Genomic DNA, 22,624 nt, shown 5'->3' with positions numbered 1-22,624 from the left:
GCATAAAAGCAAGTAGTTTACCGGCAAAGTGGCTCGCACACCACCAGGATTCCGAACACTAAGCCATCCCTATCGTGCGGTGAAACGCCGCATCAGCTTCGGTCCATGATCAAAGAAAATTCCCGTCTCCTTCCCCGACGCCTCGGAAAAACGGTGTTCGGGATTGAAAAGCTCCTGCTCGCTGTCGAAGAGTACATAGGGCACAGGATCGGCAACATGGGTACGTAACGATATGGGAGTCGGATGGTCGGGGAGGACGAGAATTCGATAGGGCTCCCCGGATGCCTTCAGGGCCGCATAGATGGGGGCAATGATCTTCTCGTCAATCAGCTCCATGGAGCGCACTTTTCCCGGGACATCACCCTGATGACCACACTCATCCGGGGCCTCAAGGTGAACATAGACAAACTCATCCCCCGCCCCGAAGGCACGAATCGCAGCATCGGCCTTACCTTTGAAATTGGTATGTATGGTACCGGTCACCCCTTCAACTTCAATAGAGCGAAGGCCGGCCAGAATTCCGATTCCGCGGATAAGGTCCACCGCGGAAACAACCGATCCGCCGATGCCGAAGCGCTCGCGAAAGGGGGGGAGTACGGGCTTCTTTCCCTCTCCCCATATCCAGATGGAGTTTGCGGGATTCAGTCCCCGCACCTTCCTTCGCTGGTTTACCGGGTGGTTTTCCAGGATAGCCTTGGAGGCCTTCATCAGCTTGAGAAAACGCTCTCCATAGGGCCCCGAAGGAAGGTAATCGACGATTTTCCGTTCAAGAATGTCGTGAGGAGGGGTAAAGGAAAAATCGAAGGGACCGTCCCGCCAAACCAAAAGGTGGCGGTAGCTTACCCCCGGGAAAAACTCCAATCCCCCGCCGCCGAGCTCACAGCCTACCGCTTCGATCAATTCACGAGCCTCTTCGCTGGTGATCTCACCGGAAGAGTGATCCTCCATGGTCATCTCTTCGTAGTCGCCCTTCCCCCTCAGTGTCACAAGATTACAGCGAAAGGTCACATCGCTATCGGAAAGAGCCACGCCCATGCTCGCCGCCTCCAGGGGGGAACGACCGGTATGGTAACGCTCAGGCTCGTAGCCCATCACCGAGAGGTTGGCAACATCGGAGCCGGGAGCCATGCCGTCGGGAATGGTCTTTACCAATCCGACCTCTCCCCGGGACGCAAGCTCGTTGACAACAGGCAGAGAAGCCGCCTCCAGGGGGGTCTTCCCTCCCAATTCATCAAGGGGATAGTCGGCCATGCCGTCGGCCAGAACGGTAAGAAATTTCATGATAAAAGCTCCTCTACGACCCTTGCCATTTCATCTTTTTTGCAGGTTTCAGGATGACGAATAGAACGATCCGCGATTCCTCTGATCGGAGCAGGAATATCAAGACAGCACCGCTCCGCAAGGAGGTCAATCAATTCAAAATCGCTCTTTCCCTCCACAGGGACACCAACCGCCTCGGCAACACTCCTGCTGAACTTAAAGGGACTTGCCGTCGAGGCAAGGAGTACCGGCCGGTCGTCCCCGGTTTCCCGCAGAAAATCCTGGTAGACTCGATATCCGACGGCGGTGTGGGTATCCACCACATAACCATATGTACGATATAGCTCTTCGATTGCCGATACGGTTGCCGTATCGTCGGCAAAGCCCCCATAAAAATCGGCCATGTTTTTCATCATTGTCCGATCGATCTCATAGACACCGTCATTTTTTAGGTCGCTCATAAGGGAGACAACCTTTGCAGGGTCCCGGTCGGCCAGCTCGTAAAGAAATCGTTCGAGATTGCTGGAGATGAGAATATCCATGGAGGGACTGATGGTGGGAGAAAATCTCCGATCCAGGCTATAGCGCCCGGTCCGCATAAAATCGGTAAGAACGTTATTACTGTTTGAAGCACAGATAAAGCGCCCCACCGGCAGCCCCATGTGACGGGCGTACCAGGCTGCAAGGATATTGCCGAAATTACCGGTCGGCACGACAACATGTACTTTTTCCCCCGGCAGAATTGTATTTCGTCGTACAAGTTCAAGATAGCCGTTGATATAGTACACAATCTGAGGAAGAAGTCTCCCCGGATTAATGGAATTGGCAGAGGAAAAGCGGTAGCCCCTTCGGGCGATCCGTTCCCGTATCTTGCCATCGGCAAAAATCGCCTTGACGCCGTTCTGGGCATCATCAAAATTACCGGTAATCCCAACAACATGGGTATTGGCCCCTTCCTGGGTCGTCATTTGACGCTTCTGGACCTCACTGACTCCATCGGTGGGATAAAATACCACGATTTGCGTTCCCGGAACATCGGCAAAGCCCTCAAGGGCAGCCTTTCCCGTATCACCGCTGGTGGCGGTAAGGATCACGATGGTGTCATCAATCCCAAGCTTTCCGGCGGCGGTTGTGAGAACATGGGGGAGAATAGAGAGGGCCATATCCTTAAAGGCCAGGGTCGGCCCATGGTAGAGCTCGATAAAGTGAACATTCCCACAGCTATGTATCGGTGCCACCCCAGGGTGACGAAAGCCCGAGCCATAGGCCCGATGGACACAGGAGGAGAGCTCCTCTTTCGAGAAATCGGTAATCAGAAGGGAAAGGACCTTCTCCGCAAGTCCCTCGTAATCAAGAGCAGCAAGCTGCGGGTCGGTGATATCGAGGCCTGGGAAAGAGGAGGGAACATAGAGGCCGCCGTCGGGAGCAATACCCCGTACAACGGCCTGTGAAAAGGGAATTGCCTCACGTGCGGCGTCCCTTGTGCTGTGATAGGTAATCTCTGCCATATCTGCATGATAGAGGAAGGATTATCCCTGTTCAAGCGGGAGAGAGGGCGTAAGCTGCTGAAAGGTGAGGTGCCAAGCAGTCCCTGTGGGGCTAAGCCGTTCCAGAGCAATATCGCCCGACAACTGCCGAACCATCAACCGTACCATTTCCAGTCCGAATCCCCCACCCCGCTGAGCGCTGATTCCTTCGCGTATGCCCAAACCATCATCTTGAACGATAATCCGCAGCCCCTGATCAGGATTCAGGCGCTTCACACGAATCATGATAACGCCCTTTTGCTCCTCAGGGTAGGCATGCTTGATTGCATTGGTCACCAATTCGTTTACCACAATTCCTATGGGGAAAATCTTGGGAATATTCAGATAGATGTTTTCGATATCGACCTCGATTCTCAGATCCCCGGGAGGAAGAAGATTACGCCTGATCTCGAAAAGGAGCTCTCCAAGATAGTCATGGAGAGCGGAGCGATCATAACGATCGGTCCGATAAAGCCTGTCATAGAGCAGCTGCATGCCGCTCACCCTTCCCTTGAGCTCCTGAAGAGCCTCGACCGCTTCGCTATTGTGCAATTCGGAACTCTGCAGAGAAATAAGTGAAACGATGAGGCTCATATTGTTCTTCACCCTATGATGAACCTCACGAAGTAAAAGCTCTTTCTCCGACAACAACTCTCGAATTTGGCGTTCGGCACTCTTTCTATCGGTGATATTCTGAATGATCCCGAAAAGCATATTACGCTCGCGGTCATATTCCGCCTTCGAATGGACATCGAGGATCTCTCCGCTGCCGGAGCGGAGACGAAATTCCACATCGTAGGGCACACCATCCTCCACGAGTTCTTTCAGAGCCTTATCAAGGAGCGCCCGATACTCGGGCAAGGGGGCTGATTGAACCTCTTCCAGGGTCAAAAAACCTTCCGCCACTCCGTAAATCTTACGCGTCTCTTCCGATCCGTCGGCCAATCTCGACTTCAAGTCAATTTTCCAGTGGCCGATTTCCCCCATCTCCTGGGCTCGAGTGAAAAATCGCCGATGCCGCTCCAGCTCCTGCCGAAGCAGAACTTGGGCGGTGATATCGGTATGGGTACCAACCATTCGCAGGGGCTTTCCTTCCCGATCACGCTCAACAACCTTACCGCGGTCGAGAATCCAGCACCAGCTCCCGTCTTTTTTTCGCAGGCGGTGCTGATTTCGATAGGAAGGAGTTCGCCCTTCTATCTGATCCCAGAGATCCTTTTCGGCCTGAGCAATATCGTCGGGATGGACCCGGGAGTGCCATTCTTCATAACGATTGGAAATTTCATCATCACGATAACCGATCATCAGTTTCCAGGAAGGAGAAAAAAAGACTCGACCGGATGGTATATGCCAATCCCAGACACCGTCTCCCGCACTCTCCAGGGCATTGCGCCAAAGCAACTCCACATCCCGTAACGAGTGTAATTGAACGAGAAGCTTTTTCAGCAGTTGCTTATCCATCACCACATTGGAAGAGGAAGGATCTTCTTCTAAAAACTTCTCCGCTTCATCGAAGCAATCCTCCCATTCATCTTCACCGGGAACAGGAAGAACGGGTTCGACAGCCATAAACCACTCCCCTTGAGAGCTTGGATTTTTATTCCTGTACCAGTTGGGTACAAGCTTTTTCTATCCGGCGGTTACGAAAGTAGAGCATGGCATCAACAGTTACCAGACAAAAATTAAGTGCATAAAGAAAAATTACCGAATCATAATTGTAAAAAAGCTTATGAATTATTCCCGCCACATAGCCGGTCAGGATGACAAAGAGAAAGCCGATGCTTTTCCCTCCGGTACTTTTCGAACGCCAACTTTTTTGTATTGAAACGGGCCAGGCGGCACCAAAACAGAGTAGCATGATAATTTCAAAAGGACTCATTCAAGTAAAACCCTCCAGAGCATCCTATCGGCTCCCGGGGAGGCGGTCAAGAGAGGCGTAGGACACGCGTAGAAGACGAATATGGCAACGAGAGATCTCGATACTCCTCTTAACTCGCTTTCCTCTTCGAGGGAAAAAGGTTATATTTTTATTTATGAATATGGGGAAAAAGACACGGGAAGAACAATCATGCGACTTCGAACGAGAGGGGTGGAAATTTGAGCGGAGGCTCATGCTGGAGTTGATCGATTCCAGCCAGAACCTGGTCGAATCCTCTCTTTCGTCCTACAAAACGGGTATGATGCAGGACCTTGAGCAGGTATCTGAAATCCTCGATAAGATGGTTTCGGGGGTGGGAGAGGTTGCCGATGCAGCGGATACGCTGCTCTCGGCGGTCACCGCTCAAAAAGGACATTTGGATAGTATTGCCGCAGGGCAGACGAGTATCGATAAAAATAGTCAGTCGGGGGTCGAGGCGATGGAAGAATTTTCCCTTTCCATCGAAAACCTCGGAGAATTATCCTTACTTTTAAAGGCCATGATAGCCGATAACCACGATATAGCCGAACAGCTTCACCTATTGAGCATCAACGGGTCGATCGAGGCGGCACGAGCGGGCACGGTGGTCGGAGCACCTTTTAAGGTTGTGGCTCAGGAGATTAGTAATCTATCCACGAAGGCGGGAGAGATTATTTCCCAACAGGAAGATTCGGTCAATCATATCGGAGAGGTGATAGAAAGCCTTACTTCCGGTAATAAAGAGATCGTCGACCGAATAAAAAGCAACGGGGCCACCATTGCAGAGGCTGCCGCATCGATCCAGAACATAAACAACGAAATGGGGCAGATTGCCTCCGGCGCGGAAGAGCTTTCGGCCATTTCCCATCAATTCTCAGCGGCAATAAGCCAGATGCAACAAGCAGTCGAACGGCTGCAGGAAAATGCAAATAAATTTTTTCTCTCACTCCAAAATGAATTCGATTTTAACAAGACCGTTACTTCAATCTTCACAAAACTGATCACACGGCCGGAAGAGACCACAAATATGGAAGAGATGGCGAAGTGGATTATCGATACCATCTACAACCATTTTCTGGATGAGCAGGGTAATCATACCCTCGCCCTGGCCCGCTTGTTTGTCTCCCTTCCTGAAGAAAAGCTCGATTCGACGGCGGCCCAAGCGACCAAAAACAAACAAAGCGCTTCCGGCCGCTATCTTTGCCTAATGGCGACAAAGGGCAGCGAAGAGGCATGGAACGAGAGGGCCAGATCGGTACATCACAAGGCAATTCCCCTTCCCAGATCACAGCAAGAATTGGAGATTATGCCCATGCTGGCCGAGATGTTCAGGAACATGAAGGTTAATTATCAGAGAATCATATCGCCTGTAATAAACGACGATCTCAGTGCCGCATCTTTAACCGACGGCTATATGCTTGTAGAAGAGACCGTCGGCTCCCGCTTCATCCCTGCCCAGGATGATTTCATCAAGCCCTATGGTATTGCAAGTGAGCTTGGATATGGAGGGATTCTTCCTTCGGGAGCGATCTTTACCTGCTTTCTCTTTTCGAAAAGCCCCATTTCTCATCACATGGCCGACGGGCTCAGACTGCTAAGCAGCGCCATTCAGCAGGCACTGCTTCCCTTCGATCTCAAGGGGCTCTACTGGGAAGAGCACGGGGTGGTGCCTGAGTTGGTCACCACCGCAGCCGTAACAGAGGCAATCGGTTAAAGAGCCTTTCGGCAACGCTCGTAAAAGGCCTCGATTCCCTCAGGGTTTGAACCGATACCCTGCCACATCGGGGCCTTCCCCCCTCCTTTACCGTCAATGGCAGAAAGCAGCTCTTTTCGTAATTCGTTAAAAGGAAAGTCGAGCCCTCCGAGAGCGGCAACGAGCCACTGCACACCGTTCTCCGTCTTGTTTGTTAATGCAACGAGCAGGGGCTTTTCTCCGGTAAGAGCATCGGCAACATTCCTGAGAAAATCTTTTTCCTGCCCGACAAAAGTGCGTGAAAGAAAAGAAGCCTTTGCCGCCTGCTCGGACAAATTTCTGGCCTCTGCGGCGGCTTGTTCGCGGCGAAGCGATTCGATAGTAACCTTTAAACGTTGCTGTTCGGCAATAAGCTGCCTGCTCCGTTCTTCCAGCTCATCACTCTTTACCGAATTGAGCTCACACAGACGAGTGACCAGCTCCATTTTTTCCCCATAATCACGAAATGCACGGCCACCGGCCTTCCATTGGATTCTCATATGGCCGCGGATTCGCTCGACGCCGCAGCGCCGTATCAGAAGGACCTCACCGGTCTTACTGCAATGGACACCGCCGCAGGCAACGGCATCGTAGTTACCAAGCCTGACGATCCTGATGTGACCGGAAACCTTTGGGGTTCTGCGGAGATCAAAAGAGGCCACCTTTTCATCATCGGTCCAGAAGGTCTCTATGGGAAGATTTCGGCACACGAGTTCCTGTGCCAAAAAGTCCACCTTTTCGAGAACCCCTTCATCGATCTCTTCCCGATCGACTTCGATGGTAAGAAAATCTTCGCCAAGGTGCACGGCAAGGGTGTTTATACCGAATTCGCGATAGAGAACCGCCGATAGAATATGCTGGGCGGTGTGTTGCTGCATATAGTCAAAACGGTGGTTCCAATCGAGCCGACACAGAACCGGTCCCTCGGCAGGACGATTCTGAAGAAGGTGAACGACATCACTTCCCACCTTCTTCACATCAAGCAGAGGCTGCTCTCCGATCCAGCCGGTATCCGAGGGCTGCCCGCCGCCCTCGGGGTAGAATTGGGTTTTATCAAGAAGGACCTCATATCCTTTGTCGGTTTTTGAGGAGGAAAGCACTGCTGCCTTAAATTCACTTTGATATTGGTTTTGATAGTAAAGTTTCTCAGTCATGGGAAGATAGTAGCATAATCTTCGCCTCGGACAAAGACGCCGGGGTGTTGATATTCCAAAGTAAGGGAGAATTAAAGCCCGCATCGGAAAGTGCCTCTTCATCAATCTCCACCCTCGGCATATCGCTAACAACCGAAGAGAGACGATAATCTGAACGCACAAAGGCCTCTTCCCATCGGGATAAAAGCCCGCGGGGGTAGAGTGCAGGAAAGGGCTGAAGCCTGCCTTCGATCCGGAAAAACACCGCCTTGCCGGCCTGCCTACGTTCGAACAGGAGATCAAGCATTGAGGGAGAGGCAAGGATGGTATCACAGGAAAGGAGAAGAAGCCAGGAATCCACAAAGGGGGTCACGGTGATGATGCCGCTCATGGGCGTAACGTTTTTGCACCGATCATGCAGCACCGTAACGCCATAGTCCTGCAGCATTTGCGCCTTGGTCACCAAAAACAGGCGGTCGGAATATCGACGGGCATACGAGAGGGCCCATTCAAGAAGGCTCTTTTCCCCAAACATCACCTCACATTTGTTGCGCCCGAAACGTCTGCTCCGGCCTCCCGCCAATACAGCGGCACTCAGACCCGAAAAACACATTACGGAAGGATAGAACCAGGTCGCAGTAGCTCGGCATTTCTCGATGCCAGTTCATGACCGAGGGCCACACCGGAAGCAAGGGATTCCCCTGCAAGAAGAGAGAGGGCAAGCCCCGCGGTAAAAGCATCTCCGCAACCAATGGTATTAAGAGCTTCAACACGGCGGGCTGGAACCATGGTTCGCTTTCCGTCTTTCAGAAAGAGCGTCTCGCGAGCGCCTCTGGAAATGACCACCGGAGAACCGTTCTTTTCAAGCCGCTCCATGATGGGCCAGGCGGCGTTTACAAGCTCACGATCGTCCTCCTGCTCACCGATCGGCCTACTGCCGAGATGAAAGGTAGCGGCAAACTCACTCAAATTAATTTTTATCACCGAAGGATGAAAAGGCAATGCCTTCAGAAGCATACTGCCACGAAAATCGGCAACCACCGGAATTCCATGTTCGGCAGCCTGACGGCAGAAACCTGCAAAAAGATCATCAGGGTAACCCGAAGCAACCGACCCGGAGAGAACCAAAAGAGAACTGGAAACAAGCAATTCGGAAAATCGCTTTTGTAAAGCAACAACGGTGGAAGCATCGACGGGAGTCGATGGCTCAATGAACTCGGTGGCGCTGCCTTTCGATTCATCGACAATGGTCGTACAGGTACGAACCCCGCCGCCCTCTACCGTTTCGATCTCAATATCCTCTTGTCGGCAGAGTTTTTCAAAAAGCTCACCTTCTTCGCCGCGACAATGGGTCAGGTGTAGTGAAAAGGCATCGGAACCTTCATATTGATTGATAATTCGAGCGACATTTATCCCCTTACCAGAGGCATCCAGGCAACTCGAACGGGCCCGATTGACCTCTCCCGGACTCCAGGAAGAAAACAACAGGGTACGTTGAAGGGTTGGGTTCAGGCAAACAACGAGAATTGGTTTCATCGACCCACGGCTGCAGCTGCAAGGTGCTCCTGCTCATCAATATCTTCCGCGTCCCAGGGATAGCAGATCCAAACATCATCCAGAGTCTTACCACAATAGTAACGCTTTACGGCCTGAGGTATCGTACCGATTTTCTTTTTTTGCTTATTGTGAAGAACGGCAACCGCCATCTCACTCGGCTTTTGCTGCAGGAGCTCCTTGAGGCAGTATTCGAGGGTTACCCGGGTATCGTCGACCTCATCCACGAGCAGTACCTTCTTCCCTTTCAGTTTACTTTCTACCTCATCGATCCACTGAATCTTGCGGGGAAACTCCTTGGGCTTATTGAATTCGTCGTAATAGGAAAGTCCGACGGTCAAAATCGGCCTGTCGATGAAGGTTCGCAGCATCCTTGCGGGAATAAACCCACCGGTTCCGATTGCAACAATGATATCGGGATCGAAACCTGATTCCATGATTTGGGATGCTATATGCTTTACAGCTTTATGAATGGTATTGTAGGTAAGATAGTATTTTTCGGCTGCGGCCATTGCCTTACTCCTTGGTAAGAGGATGAGTGTCATCCTATCGGTTTCGCCCCCCTTGATGCAAGAGTCCGAGCCTTGAGTAATCACTTGCCGAAGGGGGGCGACAGGCGTTACATTACCATCATTAAGAGGAGAAAAGCGTATGGCACAGATAAAATCGGCTCTGGAACTTGCTCTCGAAAACACCGCCGACATCGTAGGTGACAAAGCAGCTATCAAACGTAAGGAGCTTGAAGAGCAGGGGCGCCGTCTTGCTTCAAAATTCTTGTTTGATCCCGAAACGACAAGCGATGAATTGGCAAAGGCGCTCAAGGAAACAAAAAAAGAAGATCGAGGTCCGGTCAAAACATCGACCATCGAGGTGTTGCTATCAAATATCACCCTGCCGAGGGAAGAGGTCGATGAAGAACTACTGAAGCGGATAGAAGAGGGGATTGCCGTCGTCACCGGCGAGAAAAAGCAGGCTACAAACACATTGGACCAGCTTACTCAGTTTTTCCAACAATATCTGCAAAATCGTGAACAAATCCTCGATCACCTAAAAAGACAATACCAGCCCCAGCTGGATGCGAAGCAGGAAGCCCTCAGCCGTCAATACGGCCAAAAGGTGGCACTGCAGCCCGAGCAGGATCCGGATTTCATGCAACTTCTGAATCGCAACATTGGCCGCCTCGAAGAACAGTATCAACAGGCACTTGATCAGGCCAAAGGCGAAATCAGGGAACTGCTGAAACTATAATTACACTATATCAAAGGTTGTGAAGGTTGATCGTCTTTAGCCACGCCTCGGGTACGGCAGAAACAGGCGTAACATAGGCGATCTGCCCCCCTTCTTCCCCTATGATTACCGTAGGGATGCCGATCAATTGATAATAGACGTCGACGGCAGCCCCGCCCGAATTGCCGCTGTTGATTTCGGCGTCGGTCTTTATGAAGAGACGATCACCCACCGCTTCAAAACCACTCACAATGCCTCGGGTAACCGAAATGGAAGCCCGAGAGCCGGTCCCTCCGATACCGGGATAACCGAAAAACGAGAGGGGTTGGCCGATTCTTAGCGAAGCGGAATCACCAATGGTGATATAAGGAAAACCATACCCCGAGGGGAGAAGTTCGCCGTTCAACCCCTTATCGACCCGCAGCAAAGCAAGATCGGCATCGGGATCGGATTCGACAAGCTCAGCCTGAAAGAGTTCTTTCGGCGGGATGCTATTGTCGAGGTTTACGGCAATATAGATCGAAGGTGATACCTTTCCATCGTAGTTTTCCACCACATGCCAGTTGGTAAGGATCAGACCATCCTTACTGACAAGACAGCCGCTCCCCTTCCCGGCCGTCCCTATGACCTCGACGGTAGAGAGTAAAACAATCTCAGACTCATCGGAAGGAAGAGGCAGAGGATCTATCTCCTTCAACTGCTCCGGTACCGAACGATCGAAGGTTGATAGGATGGTAAAACGCTCGGGGTGATCGGAAGAGACCTGATCGAAGGCCGTGATATAGTAACGCCCCGGCTCAAGGGGCGGATCCGATTTTCCGGTAATGACCAGACTCTCTCTGCCGAGAAAACTCTCCTTCACATAATCCGCCTCTTCCCTATTGGCAACGGGATTGTCCCGGGAAACAAGGAGATCAATATCCGCCTCCGCATCGGTAATATCAAGACGAAGCGCTCCGGCATCCTTTGGAACGTCGATAAAGAAGCGGCGGCTCATCCCCTCTTCGGGCTGAAGCGTCGCCTCCCTTGGGGTACCGGCGGAAAGAGCCGATATGGCCTTGCCGTCAATGAAACGAAGTGAAAGAGAAAAGGGAATTTTATCGGAACGCTCTCCGTCGATCCTCGGTTTACTATTGCGCTGATATGCAACATCAAGGTAGTAGACGCCGCTTTTGAGGGTGGGATCGGTTAATCTGCTAAAGAAAATGGTCTCATTGTAGTTGTCGCTCATGCTGTAGAAATCGACCTGATCGTAACTGCGTATTTCACTTCCGTACTGCACAAAGAGATCAAGATCAGCAGCGGAATCGAAAAGCTGTACCTCCACCCCGAAAACCCCCTCGGGCACGGTAAAGCGATAGGTTAGATAGCCTGGAGCATCATCGGAAACATCGAGAGTCTCGCTCGACACCCTTCCCGGAGTCAAAAGTCGATAGGAACGTTCCTTCTCCAAAGCAACAGCCTGGGAAGCGGGCAGGAGGAAGGAAAGCACCAAAGAAAAAAACAAAAGCGTAGTATGAAATCGGCCGATGAATCGGAACGGAACTAGTTGCACAACAACCCCTCGCAAAAACGGTCTTGCCTAATAGTATCACAATTCACACCCTTTTCAACATCCCCGAGTCGGGGTATAACAGGGGGCATGAGCAACGAACAACAACTAAACCATATTGGGATTATTAATGCCGGTGCATGGGGAACCGCCGTCGCAAAGGTCCTGGCGGAAAAAGGCCATCAGGTCACTATATGGGAGCCCATGGAATCGGTTGTGAAAGAAATCAACACGGAACGGAAAAATAGTCGTTTTCTACTTGGTGTGACACTACCGGATACGATCACTGCCACCACCGATCTCAACGAAGCAGCTGGAAATAAAGATTATCTCATTCTTGCAACCCCTTCTCTCTATATTGTCGATATAGCAAAGAAACTCATCACCATTCCGGAAATCATGGAAGGGAAAACGGTCATCGGCGTTCTGACAAAGGGCTTTATCGATATTGGTTTCGGCCCTACCCTCATTACCAAAGCGCTGGAGGATTATCTTCCCGGCTTCTATAAAGGCTCTCTGGTCTATCTATCCGGCCCCAGCCATGCCGAAGAGGTGGCCAGGGGAAAGTTGACGGGCCTGATAAGTGCATCGGCAAACGGACGAAATGCCATACGGTTCAGGCAGCTCTTTGCCTCAACAAACCTGATGCTCTTCTCCAGTCTCGATACCACCGGTGTACAAACCTGTGCCGCCGTCAAGAACGTCATCGCGATCGCCTTCGGCATGCTTGATGCGCTCAAGGAGCTTTCAGATCTCTTCGGCGACAATACCGAAAGCCTCTTGCTGGCTGCCGGATTAAATGAGATACAGATAATCGGCCAGGCCCTGGGTGCGACCCATCCTGAAACCTTTACCAGCATAGCCGGGGTTGGAGACCTCGACGTGACCTGCCGCAGCCGCTACGGAAGGAACCGCCGTTTCGGCAGTGAAATCATCAAAGCGGGGATCACCAGACAGTTTTCAGACCTCGAGGATCTGATACGAAACATCCATAAGATCGGTTATCTGCCGGAAGGGGCGGTCGCCAGTAAGTATGTCCATGCCATTGTTGAAGACAAGAAGCTGAAACTTCCCATCTGCGACATGGTATACCGAATACTGAACAGGGAACATGAGCCCCTCGAGGCCCTGACGACCCTCATGCGCGGGCTTACCGGCCCCTCTTTCGCCTTGCCGAGTGAGGGAAACGAGTAACATCGTCAGCCCATACGGGCAAATCGCTTTGCTTCCTCCAGATCTTCTCGGCGCAGCCCCTCCCACTCCATAGGCATGAAGCTGTTATTCTGATAGAGGGGCTCACGATCTATGGGGTAGCGGCTTTGTTCGACGCAGGTGTTCCACAGCAGGCTTCCGGGAACGGGGCTGAATTCGGCAACCTGGACGCCGAAGCCGCTGTCCCTTCCTCCTTTTATCGCTGAAAAAAGTTCCGCTTTGCTTTGCCCCGGGAGAGCACCGAGAACATAAAGCAAGACATCGGAACGCTTAAAACCGGCTTGGTGAAGGGCCTGAAAGGAACGGGCGGCCTCCGAGGGCCGGAATTTACCGTCATGTTCAAGGTGAAACGCCTCCGATTCCGACTCGTAGCCGAAACGGGCCTCCCGGAATCCCGCCCTCCGCATGAGAATTGCCGTTTCGAGATCGAGAAAACGGAGATGCATTGCATTTGGCGTCCAGAAAGAGAGCCCTGGAAGTTTGCGAAGAACCATATCGAGAAAAGGGAGAAAAAGGCGTTCTTTATCCACAAGAAGCGCATCGTCGTAGAAGGCGAAATTCCTCACCCCGTAGCGTTCGCACAACTCCCGTACATAGGAAAAAAGCAGCTCGACATCCCCACCACGCCAGGAAGGTTCAAGACGATGTGAAGCGCAATAGTCACAGCGATAGGGGCAGCCCCGATTTAGTCTGATGGGAGCGGCACCGTTGCGCATGATCGCCCGGTGCATTAATGGAAACAGGGGCACGGCGCCTTCGGGAACGGGCAAGGCCCGCTCCCGGAGTAAGCGGGCAAGCCTCTCTGCCCCACTGCCGGTGTCGGGAGAACCCACGATCGCAAGATCGACACCGGGTAGAGCGTTACAATGGTCGGGAAGAAGGGAGGCATAGACTCCACCCACGACAATCGGTATATCCTGCCACAAGGAACGACAGAGAGCCGCGACTTCCGCGATCCCCTGATACCAGTAGGTCATGCCGCTGGCGATGAATACAACATCGGGTGAAGGTCCGTCAAGCAGAAGCGATCGGAGCATGGCAGGAGGAACCCCGTAGCGGCTGTAGCGCCTTGGGATCGGGGCCATTCCCTCTGGCAAAGAAACCGATGAACGAAAGAACTTACCTGTCCCGTTTGCCTTACGCTTCGGCCGCCTTCTGCCGCCTCCAAGCGGTAGATCGGGATCCAGCGCATCGACCACCCTGATATGGTAACCGGAGGCTTGAAACCACGAGGCAACCCGTAAAAGGCCATAGGGTCGCAGAAAAAGGTCATACAACGCAAAATCATAAATCGGAGGAGACAAGAAAAGCGCCACCGGATGGTCAGATTCGAAAAAGTTCATGCCACTGGACATAATCACCTTTATTTGTTATCTTAGCTTCCACACGGCGCCGTACCCAAGTGGTAAGGGAGAGGTCTGCAAAACCTTTATGCAGCGGTTCGAATCCGCTCGGCGCCTGACATTTCATTACAATAAATGATACGACAAAACGGAGTGTGATTTTCACACTCCGTTTTTTATAGCAATCCTTTTCTTTAGAACAAGTTATACTAGGTTATCAAAAAAGCGGTGCTTATCCAAGTACTTCGGTGTATTTAGGCACGGTGGATTAAACCAATATAGTTTGCTTCGAAAGAAGCGGCATTGAATCTGATAAGCGCAATTCACCCAATGCACAACATCACCGTGTATTGGGTGAATCGATAGTAGCCAACAGTTACCAGACAATCATTTCTGTATTGCTCTGCTTATCCTGTTCTATCGTCCTATGGTTTATAAACCAGTTTAACGGTCAACGAGCCTTGGTCGACACTGATTCCATCTGTATTTCCGGAATAACGGGCTGTTGCAAAAGTATACGCAACACATGAGTAACTACCCGTAAGGACAACTTTGTAGAGTTTGCTTTGATCATACTGGGTCAAATCATAGGATGTAGAAACCTCTATGCCCTTTGCTGTTGTGACGGTTTTAGTAGTCTCTTGCGAGATTGAAGCGCTTATTGCGGAATTTGCATATCCTATACTGATTCCAACGCTTGTGGAAATGGAGTTTGACACAGAGGTTTCATTAATATTGCTGAGCGTAATGCCCAGGGTATTATTCGGCTCATACCAATTGCAATACTCAAAAAATACTACATTATTGACTAATTGATATGTATGTGCAGTTACCGTAACGGGGTGTCCCATCATTAAATATGTTACGGAGAATCCCACAGCTTCGGGCCAGTTGGCAAGGTTTTCACCAGGGGCGCCAAATCTCTCGGCAGCATAATTAGCAAACGTTGTTAAATCCGTAAATGTCACTACCGTGGTACTATTATATGCTGTGTCTACAGTTTGAGTCGGATAAGAAACAGCATGTTGTGTTGTTGCAGACGAATCGTCACCGTTACCGACAAGATCACAACTAATCGATAAAAAAGATAAAATCCAAACTATTAATAGCATAGGGATTATTGGTCTTTTTTCTAGTGTCATCTTCTCCTCCAATGTTAGTAAGTCCTGGAATTTCACAACACAGGCCAGACTGCCGGTTCTTTACAGACCACTTTCACAGCTCAACATGAAACAGGGACAGAGAGCCGGCCCATGGATATAGTAGAGTAGACAACTGCATTGTGCCCCGTCCGAATGGACGGTTTTAGATGATTTTATGATTTCAGCTTTTCTGCCAGCTTTGCCCTGCGGTCAATATCCAGCTTTTGAAAGATTGCACGCAAATGAAATCGCACGGTATTTTCCGTTACTGACAGTTTGGTCGCGATTTCGCCGTTGCGGAGTCCTGCCGCCGCCAGCTTGGCGACCTCGTATTCTCGGGCAGTCAAGTCGGATGGTAAATCCTCCGAGGTCAAATTGTGGAAAAGGTTGTTCCATCCCGCGGCAAAACGTTCTTTGATGGCACGATATTGATCAAGAAAGATCGGATACTTTTTCCGAAAAAGCAGATCGGGCAAGTCATTGAGCATCCAAGAGTAGGAAGCCAACGGGAAGAGAATTCTGTCGGGCAAAGCCAGTGCCGCAGCCTCTTCCACCAACAGGGAAGCCTTGGAGTAGTTGCCCATACCGACATGCCCCACAGCCTCAATGATGAATAAAAGAAAGTCGGCAAAGGGATACCTTGCGGATACCTTTGTCTTTATAGCTTGCACGATGCCTAATAGCCGCTCGAACTCCCCTTGGTGCATGAGGTAATTCAAGTGTACAAACAGGGCATTGTCGAAGATAGAAGAGTGCTGCAAATCCTGTGTAAATTCACCACGTTGCAGCCATTCAGCCATATCTTGTTGATGTTTCAGCTCACAAAGTAAGATACCGCGAACAATATCCAGCACGGGTCGTACGATAAAACTATTCTTTGCAGCATAAGAGACGACATGGTCCATGGAGTTAATGGTACGCTGCCATGCCGCTACATCGGCTTGATGCAGAGCAACTTCGGCCAGTAACATTGTTGCACCTATCTCCACGATACTTTGCTGCCGGCTTTGTGCCAGAAAAAGAGCCTTGTGAGCAAAGATCTTTGCTTCGTCGATATTGCCTCTCTGATAGGCAAGCTCCGCACGATACAATACATTTGCTCCACTGCCATAACCGTTCGTTACTTTTGAAAGCAGAGGTATATACGCATCCAGCTCATCTGCTACCCGGTCGGCTTCCCCCGGCGTAGTGTGGAAAGCAGACAATAACGAATAGTCGCCGAACCGCCACGGTGCAGAGGGAAATACGACCTTCGAACATCGACCTTTGAAAAGCAGGTCAACTTGCCGTAAGATCGCAGTCATCTGCTTTACATCGGGATGATGCATGAAAGAAGTTAAAAGGAGCCATTCACCCAGGAAATAATCGGACTCGGCAAAGTCCCATGAGTTCAGAATTTGTAGTTCTTCTATCAGATGCCCGGCAGTCTTTTCTTCTCCCGTCGCCAATAGTGTCCAGGCAATACGTAGCATGGAAGGGAGAAAGCCCTGTTTGATCTTAGCCGGACAATGCTCCACGACCTCCAGTGCCAAATCGGTAAAGGGTGTTCCCCTGATCTGCTTGAACATCACCTCCGAAAAATCAAGCGACAAAAGACGTTCATACTCCTTGATCTCCCAATAAAATCCTACTGCCTCCAGAATCTGCCCATCGTTCCTGCATACATCGCCTGCCTGCAGCAGACATTCACGTTCAAAGTCAGCACCATGTTCTTCACGCTTCAGGATCAGTAGTTCGGAAAGAAGGGAATGAAGTTGATAACGACGCTTGGTCTGATCATAGCGAACGAATGGGCATTCCAGTATTTCCAAGGCATAGTTTGGTACTATATCACAGCCGGTCAGGGCACCTATTTGTTTCATGGTAAATGATTCAAATGGAGACAGACGCAGCAACAAAGCTTGCTGCATTGGAGTCAAGCTATCCCATACCACATATTCCATAAGCATCACAATTCCGGATGCTTCTGAAAAGGTCCCCTTTTCGCGGAATGCCTGGAGCTGCAAATAGACAGCAAGAATCCAGCCTTCGGTATAACACACAACCTTTTGCGCATCTTCCGGCGTAATCTTTACGTCGGCAAGCGCGTAATAACGACGGATATCACCGGCATCAAGCCGTAGATCGGAAACCGTGAGATGCAAGAATCCGCGTCCTGCAATGGCGGAACGAATATCCTTCTTTAACATGTGCGTCACGATAATGACGTGCAGGCAGGTGCCGCCGTGTTCGATGAGAGCAGAGAGAAAGGAGGGAGAAAGTATATTCTGGAAATATTGAAAGCTATCGATAATCAAATAGCTTTCTGACTTGCACTCGATGGAACGAAGATCATCGCAAGCTTCGCCTATGGTAACGGCGGTTGGAAGTCCAAGTTCCAGTAAACGTCCCCCAACAGAATTGTCAATCTTATAGATTTCCTGACACAAGCGGCGGTAGCCAATCGTAGGCGATTCTTCCGTGGCAGTAAACCAATAGACAGGTGTTCCCTGAGGTAACTCAGTCTTCAAAAAATTCTGAATAGCACTTGTCTTGCCGTAACCTGATGGTGCTTCAACCACTGTAGCAGACGAAAAGCGAATCTCTTCCAACCTTTTTCGAAGCCGGTCGGGAAAATAGTATACCTGGCTGTAAACGCTATCTTCTTGTTTCATGGGCTGGTTCTTTAGGAAAAACCTCCTTGTGTCGAACAAGATCCCAACAGGTCTCCTATCTGCTTTCCTTCGGACCGGCCACCTGACCCTACGCTGTCAGATTCGCAAAGAAATACTACAGAGACATATAATATCTGCTTTAATTCGAAACATCAATGAAATATGCTGCTACCCTAAACTTTGGATCTATCCCACGACAGAAAGATTTGTTTTGAGGACTAAGATCTATCAGCTAATGATCGTATCCAATGCAAAAACCGGTACCAACATCCATGACGAGTCATCTGCGGTGAGTTTTCATGCTCATCCGAAATTTGTTTATCTTTCTCAAAATCGGCTTGTAGAACCTCTGATACGGAATAATCAATCGTCTGGGCATGAGGGCCGGGAAACGGGATTTTTTTTGTCCCGGTGATGGGTGCAACAAGCTTAAAAGGCTTGGCCGTTACCCGCAAATTCTTAATCCTATCCTGCTTCCGAGAGGTTGAAAGAGAACTATCCGTTTCATCTTTGTTGGTGCGGTTTTCGCTCGTTTTAGTAGTATCAGTATGATAAATAGGGCCTCGTATGGGTTCCGTATATGCCTCTTCTTCCATTCCGTCTTTTTTTTCGCTGCCCTCACTATTTTGTATTGGCATACTATAATTGGACTTCGACAATTTTCTGTACCCGAGGAAATAATCATCAAAGGTCCGATTTATTTGCCATGAAACGTTTTCACCATCTTTTTCGACATTTTCATCTATTTCCAGTAGTTCTGCCGTATCCTGAGAGTCCACTGATTTTTCTCGGGGACTATGGGATCTGACAAAGAGATTCCGAAAAAATCCGGCAACGGTATCCCATAGTTTCCATAAGCTAATGGTATTGTTTTGTCCCCGGATAGCTCGGGCATATCCTTTTTTATTGATTGATAGCTGTTTTTTTTGATACTTTGATTTTTCTAACAATTCCAATGCATTCCTTTCGTAAAAGAGACTGGAAATCATTTCCCGCAACTCTTTTATTGAAGAAAATTTTTTGGGAGAAAAAAGCATTCGTTCTATAATTTTTCGGGCATTCCCAGATAAAGAACTATGCTTGATCACATCTTTGCTCGGGAAATAGTAGCCATCCCGTACTTGAAATGCACTTATCCCAAATAACAGGGAATAAAGGGTCATGCCCAATGAGTATATATCACGATGGAGATCTATATTCGATAGTTTGTTACGATAGTTATAAAGGAAAAGCGAACGCTTTTGAATCCAATCAGGAATATTGTTTTCATCGTAGAAAGGCAACAACCCTTGTACATAGCTATCGTTAAGCTGTGTATGTAAGACCGATACAGGATCAATAGAAATAGTTTCAAACGATACAAATCCATGATGAAGCCCCGTGGTCTCCAAGTAGTACAAGCTATCGACGATATCGGAAAAAAGAGGAAGCGCATCTTTAAAAGGCAGTTTCCAACCGGAATTGAGTTTATCGGTCAATGGAATGCCACTATTACGTAGAATCGAAATAAAAGGATATTCATCGTAAAAGCCAAGCTCAATCAACGTCTCAATATTCCTATCCTTCACCTCATAAAGACGAAAGAAAAGCGTCCGAAGATCTTCCAGTACCCTAGCAGGGAATTCTGATCTCTTGCGACGTATAAAACAGATCGTAAAGGTATTTGCAGAATATACGGCATGAGCATTCCAAAACTCGACAAGTCCATCATCAGATATTTTCGAACGAATAAGGTAACAATTATTAATGGTAACCCCTTCAAGGTCCATTTACGAATTCTTTCCCTTATAGTAGTTCAGAAACGATTCTCCAAATCCTGAATAACGATCATTCTCCGCCTTTTCAACGGTTGCATCCTTTTTCTTGAACCATTTCCTGAAATAGTTATTTATATAGGTTCGTCTCTTCGATATGTTCGTCGAAACCAACGTTGCAGTTTCCTGAACCGAAACATTTTTGATAATAGGATCACGCATGCTTTCCTTTGTAACAGATTCCAGCAGCTCTAAAGGGATCGACATCATGGCGGATAATCGGTCCTCGAATGTTTCTATCGAGAGTTTTTCAAAATTCTCTGTCTTCAATAGCGTGAGGAATCGTGTCTTTTCGGTACGGTGCCATCCAAATTTATCTTTGTTACCTGTTATTTTCATTTGGGTGCTCTTTAGATCTGCTTTGTTGTAGTCAATCACAACAACACACGGAGAAGAATCGAGATCATGGAAGACAAGATAATTATTGGGATTTCTGTCCTCGTCAAAAAAAAGCCATCTATTTATGAGATCATTCGCTAAAATTCTCATAAACGGTTTCTCTAAATAATTATAACTAGAAATTTGCATTGCATTTTTTACATTCTTAGTAACACGATAATATGTACCATTGATGTTCTTCAGGATATTGGGTGCTGCAATAGTGTTTAAAAGAAAATCAATATAGTAGGCAATCTCCTGAAGCTTGTGGTCATACGCCTCCTCTTCGGGAATTTCTTTCAGCAACCATGAATTACCATCCTCGTCTTTTGCTCCGATATAACTTCGCATACTTGCAGTAAAGGGAACATCGGTATTATCACCAATATCAAATAGTTGAAGGTTATTCATCTTGTCAATGAGTTCGCCAATACTACAATCAAGATAAAGGCCTTTTCTGAATTCGCTATCCTTGACAGTATAGAGCCGCTTTTGCTGCATATAATCAGACATAGAATCTCTCCCGCTCTTTTTCTATGGCAAACACATCGGTAATCTCGCCTTCATGTATTTTAAGATAAGGAGCTCTGGTCTGGAGATTTGTATAGATAATAATATGATTTTTTATGCCAATAATATCCCTCCAAATTCCCGTCAAATTTCCGGTATTCCACATGGGATTATGACCAACAATAAAGGGGAGATCCTCGGGCAGATTCAATGCCTTCAGCATTTTTCTGATGTCACGTTCGTCGTATTCTTTCAAACTTGGAGTTCCGCGAAATTCATGAAGGCGGTTCCACATCAGTTGATGACATATTTCTTGATCACTATACGCGTTGATCAATTCATCTCTCCCGCAGCCCCCTCTGACAGGGCCCGCATGGGTAATGACAAATCCATTACCGATAATAAAGAGTGGAAGACTTTCAAAAAAGTCGCTAACACTCTCGACATATTCTTCTCCACGGTGCTCCAGTAAAAACTCACGAAAAATCTTACCCTGTTGAATCCCACTTTTCGCCAGACGTTCGTCGAACGTATCGTGATTGCCCCTGATATAAAGAATATTTTCTCCATACGTCAAAATCAAACGAAACATCTCCTCAAGTACAAGAAGAGAACTTTCCATTTCAAGCATATGTCCCGTTTGATCGTTATGCACACCATCGCCGATAAAAACCACAAGCGATTTTCCTGCTTCAAGGGCTTTATCGTTTCCATCATGTGCGACAATTTTTACAAGATTATCGTAAGCACCATGGAGATCACCGATAACAATGACCTCACGTTTATCTTTTGAGATATCTATTAATCCTCCAGGTCGCCCCTCCCGATCCTTTGGACGATTCTTATTATTGCCGAGAATCTTAATTACTTTCCGTATATGTTCCGGCGTTATCTTCATGGCCGTTACCTCGCTTAGAAAAATAAAGGTAAAAACATCTTATATAGAAGTATGAGAAAGTTTTTCCATAAATGCAAGAAACTCCGGTGAGGGCTTAACCTCGCTCTTTTCCCGTTCGATCCTGACCAATAATACTTTAGAAATAATATCAGTTAATTTTTTCGTGTTATCAAAATAGGCCATTCTGATACCATGGCTCTGCTTTGCAACGTTTATCTTCCTCAGATCTCCATCGTATCGTCCAAGAGAAGAAATCCAGTCAAGAATATCCAAAATAGTCGCATTTATGAGATAATCTTGATCCATTTCCGGATCAAGAAATTTTCCAATATTATTTAGTTCTGAAATATCCAAATCGTAAATCTCATATCCGTCGTTTGCATTATGATAACAAGATTCGATGATACCAAGAATGGCAAGAAGAACCTTATAATAGATTTGGCCGGGATGCCAAACTGTCAGGAGTTGAAACGCTCTTTTGATGATAGCTCTGTTAGGCTTTAAGATAGTAAAAAGAAGACGTGGATCATTATTTCCGACCAGAGAATCTACTATATATTTATTGTTGGTTTCTAGTATCCGGAGAAAGATCCAATAATTAGTAGGATTGATACCGATATTCCTGATATATCGAGCAAAAAAAACGCTAGACTCAACTTCAGAAGGAGTTGCCGCACCTATAATCCCATTCAAAATGATTTGTTTATTCTGTATCAAGATATCGTCATATTGATCTGGAATACTCATTCCTCTGTTTTCCCTGATGATACACTACTCTTACTCTACAGAGAT

Annotated in this window: 19 protein-coding genes and 1 tRNA gene; 4 read left to right on the top strand and 16 right to left on the bottom strand. The window is 48.4% G+C overall.

Features of this window, described 5'->3' with window-relative positions; translation table 11 throughout:
* Window positions 1–69 precede the first annotated feature (69 nt).
* From SPIRS_RS04470 to SPIRS_RS04455, 4 genes are read right to left on the bottom strand one after another with little or no spacing between them, the layout of a single operon-like run.
* Complete coding sequence (locus SPIRS_RS04470) at window positions 70–1,281, bottom strand: cofactor-independent phosphoglycerate mutase (RefSeq protein WP_013253482.1); 1,212 nt, start codon at window positions 1,279–1,281, stop codon at window positions 70–72.
* Window positions 1,278–2,768, bottom strand: a complete 1,491-nt coding sequence (gene thrC, locus SPIRS_RS04465) for a threonine synthase (RefSeq protein ID WP_013253481.1) — start codon at window positions 2,766–2,768, stop codon at window positions 1,278–1,280. The genes SPIRS_RS04470 and thrC overlap by 4 nt, the downstream gene beginning before the upstream one ends.
* Window positions 2,769–2,789: 21 nt before the next feature.
* On the bottom strand, window positions 2,790–4,355 hold the full coding sequence (locus SPIRS_RS04460) for a sensor histidine kinase (RefSeq protein ID WP_013253480.1): 1,566 nt from the start codon (window positions 4,353–4,355) through the stop codon (window positions 2,790–2,792).
* 28 nt (window positions 4,356–4,383) lie between these two features.
* Window positions 4,384–4,665, bottom strand: coding sequence for a PQ-loop domain-containing transporter (locus tag SPIRS_RS04455; RefSeq protein WP_013253479.1), 282 nt, complete (start codon window positions 4,663–4,665; stop codon window positions 4,384–4,386).
* A 154-nt stretch (window positions 4,666–4,819) separates the two neighbouring features.
* On the opposite strand from SPIRS_RS04455, the gene SPIRS_RS04450 reads away from it, so the two are divergent.
* Window positions 4,820–6,397: a methyl-accepting chemotaxis protein gene (locus tag SPIRS_RS04450; protein WP_013253478.1), complete on the top strand. Its 1,578-nt coding sequence runs from the start codon at window positions 4,820–4,822 to the stop codon at window positions 6,395–6,397.
* Here the strand turns inward: SPIRS_RS04450 and SPIRS_RS04445 are convergent.
* The 4 genes from SPIRS_RS04445 to SPIRS_RS04430 are packed head-to-tail and all read right to left on the bottom strand — an operon-like array spanning window position 6,394 to window position 9,614.
* On the bottom strand, window positions 6,394–7,569 hold the full coding sequence (locus tag SPIRS_RS04445; protein ID WP_013253477.1) for an alanyl-tRNA editing protein: 1,176 nt from the start codon (window positions 7,567–7,569) through the stop codon (window positions 6,394–6,396). The two genes, SPIRS_RS04450 and SPIRS_RS04445, sit on opposite strands and share 4 nt — an antisense overlap.
* Window positions 7,562–8,161 carry a molybdenum cofactor guanylyltransferase gene (mobA, locus tag SPIRS_RS04440; protein WP_013253476.1) on the bottom strand — a complete coding sequence of 200 codons (600 nt, stop codon included), beginning with the start codon at window positions 8,159–8,161 and terminating at the stop codon, window positions 7,562–7,564. The genes SPIRS_RS04445 and mobA overlap by 8 nt, the downstream gene beginning before the upstream one ends.
* Entirely contained in the window at window positions 8,161–9,084 is a 924-nt protein-coding gene (locus SPIRS_RS04435) for a 1-phosphofructokinase family hexose kinase (protein WP_013253475.1), read from the bottom strand. The genes mobA and SPIRS_RS04435 overlap by 1 nt, the downstream gene beginning before the upstream one ends.
* A complete protein-coding gene (locus tag SPIRS_RS04430; protein ID WP_013253474.1) occupies window positions 9,081–9,614 on the bottom strand; it encodes a phosphoribosyltransferase in 534 nt (177 codons plus the stop codon). The genes SPIRS_RS04435 and SPIRS_RS04430 overlap by 4 nt, the downstream gene beginning before the upstream one ends.
* 139 nt (window positions 9,615–9,753) lie before the next feature.
* On the opposite strand from SPIRS_RS04430, the gene SPIRS_RS04425 reads away from it, so the two are divergent.
* Complete coding sequence (locus SPIRS_RS04425; protein ID WP_013253473.1) at window positions 9,754–10,350, top strand: DUF6657 family protein; 597 nt, start codon at window positions 9,754–9,756, stop codon at window positions 10,348–10,350.
* Between the two features lie 10 nt (window positions 10,351–10,360).
* On the opposite strand, the gene SPIRS_RS04420 is transcribed toward SPIRS_RS04425, so the two are convergent.
* Entirely contained in the window at window positions 10,361–11,884 is a 1,524-nt protein-coding gene (locus SPIRS_RS04420; RefSeq protein ID WP_013253472.1) for a trypsin-like peptidase domain-containing protein, read from the bottom strand.
* Between the two features lie 87 nt (window positions 11,885–11,971).
* Here SPIRS_RS04420 and SPIRS_RS04415 point away from each other — a divergent pair, with 87 nt between their 5' ends.
* Window positions 11,972–13,075: an NAD(P)H-dependent glycerol-3-phosphate dehydrogenase gene (locus tag SPIRS_RS04415; RefSeq protein WP_013253471.1), complete on the top strand. Its 1,104-nt coding sequence runs from the start codon at window positions 11,972–11,974 to the stop codon at window positions 13,073–13,075.
* 5 nt (window positions 13,076–13,080) lie between these two features.
* On the opposite strand, the gene SPIRS_RS04410 is transcribed toward SPIRS_RS04415, so the two are convergent.
* Window positions 13,081–14,436 (bottom strand): B12-binding domain-containing radical SAM protein, encoded by a 1,356-nt coding sequence (locus SPIRS_RS04410; RefSeq protein WP_245537698.1) that lies wholly within the window; start codon window positions 14,434–14,436, stop codon window positions 13,081–13,083.
* Window positions 14,437–14,481: 45 nt separating this feature from the next.
* On the opposite strand from SPIRS_RS04410, the gene SPIRS_RS04405 reads away from it, so the two are divergent.
* Window positions 14,482–14,553: transfer RNA gene (locus SPIRS_RS04405), tRNA-Cys, on the top strand.
* Between the two features lie 308 nt (window positions 14,554–14,861).
* Here SPIRS_RS04405 and SPIRS_RS04400 read toward each other — a convergent pair.
* The 6 genes from SPIRS_RS04400 to SPIRS_RS04375 all read right to left on the bottom strand — a co-directional run bounded on the left by SPIRS_RS04400 (window position 14,862) and on the right by SPIRS_RS04375 (window position 22,579).
* Entirely contained in the window at window positions 14,862–15,578 is a 717-nt protein-coding gene (locus SPIRS_RS04400; protein WP_013253469.1) for a hypothetical protein, read from the bottom strand.
* A 173-nt stretch (window positions 15,579–15,751) separates the two neighbouring features.
* Window positions 15,752–18,232: a LuxR C-terminal-related transcriptional regulator gene (locus SPIRS_RS04395; RefSeq protein ID WP_013253468.1), complete on the bottom strand. Its 2,481-nt coding sequence runs from the start codon at window positions 18,230–18,232 to the stop codon at window positions 15,752–15,754.
* A gap of 218 nt (window positions 18,233–18,450) precedes the next feature.
* Window positions 18,451–20,001, bottom strand: a complete 1,551-nt coding sequence (locus SPIRS_RS04390; RefSeq protein ID WP_013253467.1) for a serine/threonine protein kinase — start codon at window positions 19,999–20,001, stop codon at window positions 18,451–18,453.
* A complete protein-coding gene (locus SPIRS_RS04385; RefSeq protein ID WP_013253466.1) occupies window positions 20,002–20,937 on the bottom strand; it encodes a hypothetical protein in 936 nt (311 codons plus the stop codon).
* Complete coding sequence (locus SPIRS_RS04380) at window positions 20,930–21,832, bottom strand: metallophosphoesterase (RefSeq protein WP_013253465.1); 903 nt, start codon at window positions 21,830–21,832, stop codon at window positions 20,930–20,932. The genes SPIRS_RS04385 and SPIRS_RS04380 overlap by 8 nt, the downstream gene beginning before the upstream one ends.
* Window positions 21,833–21,871: 39 nt before the next feature.
* A complete protein-coding gene (locus SPIRS_RS04375) occupies window positions 21,872–22,579 on the bottom strand; it encodes a hypothetical protein (protein WP_013253464.1) in 708 nt (235 codons plus the stop codon).
* Window positions 22,580–22,624: the final 45 nt, after the last annotated feature.

Origin of the sequence: Sediminispirochaeta smaragdinae DSM 11293 (genome assembly GCF_000143985.1) — a bacterium.
Lineage (GTDB): Bacteria > Spirochaetota > Spirochaetia > DSM-16054 > Sediminispirochaetaceae > Sediminispirochaeta > Sediminispirochaeta smaragdinae.
Note: the sequence above shows the minus strand (reverse complement) of the source record. Positions and strands in the feature narration are given on the sequence as shown.

Excerpts from the sequence above, each read along its gene's own strand:
- SPIRS_RS04395 (WP_013253468.1), bottom strand. The coding sequence starts at position 18,232 with ATGAAACAAGAAGATAGCGTTTACAGCCAGGTATACTATTTTCCCGAC.
- SPIRS_RS04415 (WP_013253471.1), top strand. The coding sequence starts at position 11,972 with ATGAGCAACGAACAACAACTAAACCATATTGGGATTATTAATGCCGGT.
- thrC (WP_013253481.1), bottom strand. The coding sequence starts at position 2,768 with ATGGCAGAGATTACCTATCACAGCACAAGGGACGCCGCACGTGAGGCA.
- SPIRS_RS04435 (WP_013253475.1), bottom strand. The coding sequence starts at position 9,084 with ATGAAACCAATTCTCGTTGTTTGCCTGAACCCAACCCTTCAACGTACC.
- SPIRS_RS04470 (WP_013253482.1), bottom strand. The coding sequence starts at position 1,281 with ATGAAATTTCTTACCGTTCTGGCCGACGGCATGGCCGACTATCCCCTT.
- SPIRS_RS04385 (WP_013253466.1), bottom strand. The coding sequence starts at position 20,937 with ATGTCTGATTATATGCAGCAAAAGCGGCTCTATACTGTCAAGGATAGC.
- SPIRS_RS04455 (WP_013253479.1), bottom strand. The coding sequence starts at position 4,665 with ATGAGTCCTTTTGAAATTATCATGCTACTCTGTTTTGGTGCCGCCTGG.
- SPIRS_RS04375 (WP_013253464.1), bottom strand. The coding sequence starts at position 22,579 with ATGAGTATTCCAGATCAATATGACGATATCTTGATACAGAATAAACAA.
- SPIRS_RS04390 (WP_013253467.1), bottom strand. The coding sequence starts at position 20,001 with ATGGACCTTGAAGGGGTTACCATTAATAATTGTTACCTTATTCGTTCG.
- SPIRS_RS04380 (WP_013253465.1), bottom strand. The coding sequence starts at position 21,832 with ATGAAGATAACGCCGGAACATATACGGAAAGTAATTAAGATTCTCGGC.
- SPIRS_RS04430 (WP_013253474.1), bottom strand. The coding sequence starts at position 9,614 with ATGGCCGCAGCCGAAAAATACTATCTTACCTACAATACCATTCATAAA.
- SPIRS_RS04460 (WP_013253480.1), bottom strand. The coding sequence starts at position 4,355 with ATGGCTGTCGAACCCGTTCTTCCTGTTCCCGGTGAAGATGAATGGGAG.
- mobA (WP_013253476.1), bottom strand. The coding sequence starts at position 8,161 with ATGTGTTTTTCGGGTCTGAGTGCCGCTGTATTGGCGGGAGGCCGGAGC.
- SPIRS_RS04445 (WP_013253477.1), bottom strand. The coding sequence starts at position 7,569 with ATGACTGAGAAACTTTACTATCAAAACCAATATCAAAGTGAATTTAAG.
- SPIRS_RS04410 (WP_245537698.1), bottom strand. The coding sequence starts at position 14,436 with ATGAACTTTTTCGAATCTGACCATCCGGTGGCGCTTTTCTTGTCTCCT.
- SPIRS_RS04425 (WP_013253473.1), top strand. The coding sequence starts at position 9,754 with ATGGCACAGATAAAATCGGCTCTGGAACTTGCTCTCGAAAACACCGCC.
- SPIRS_RS04450 (WP_013253478.1), top strand. The coding sequence starts at position 4,820 with ATGAATATGGGGAAAAAGACACGGGAAGAACAATCATGCGACTTCGAA.
- SPIRS_RS04400 (WP_013253469.1), bottom strand. The coding sequence starts at position 15,578 with ATGACACTAGAAAAAAGACCAATAATCCCTATGCTATTAATAGTTTGG.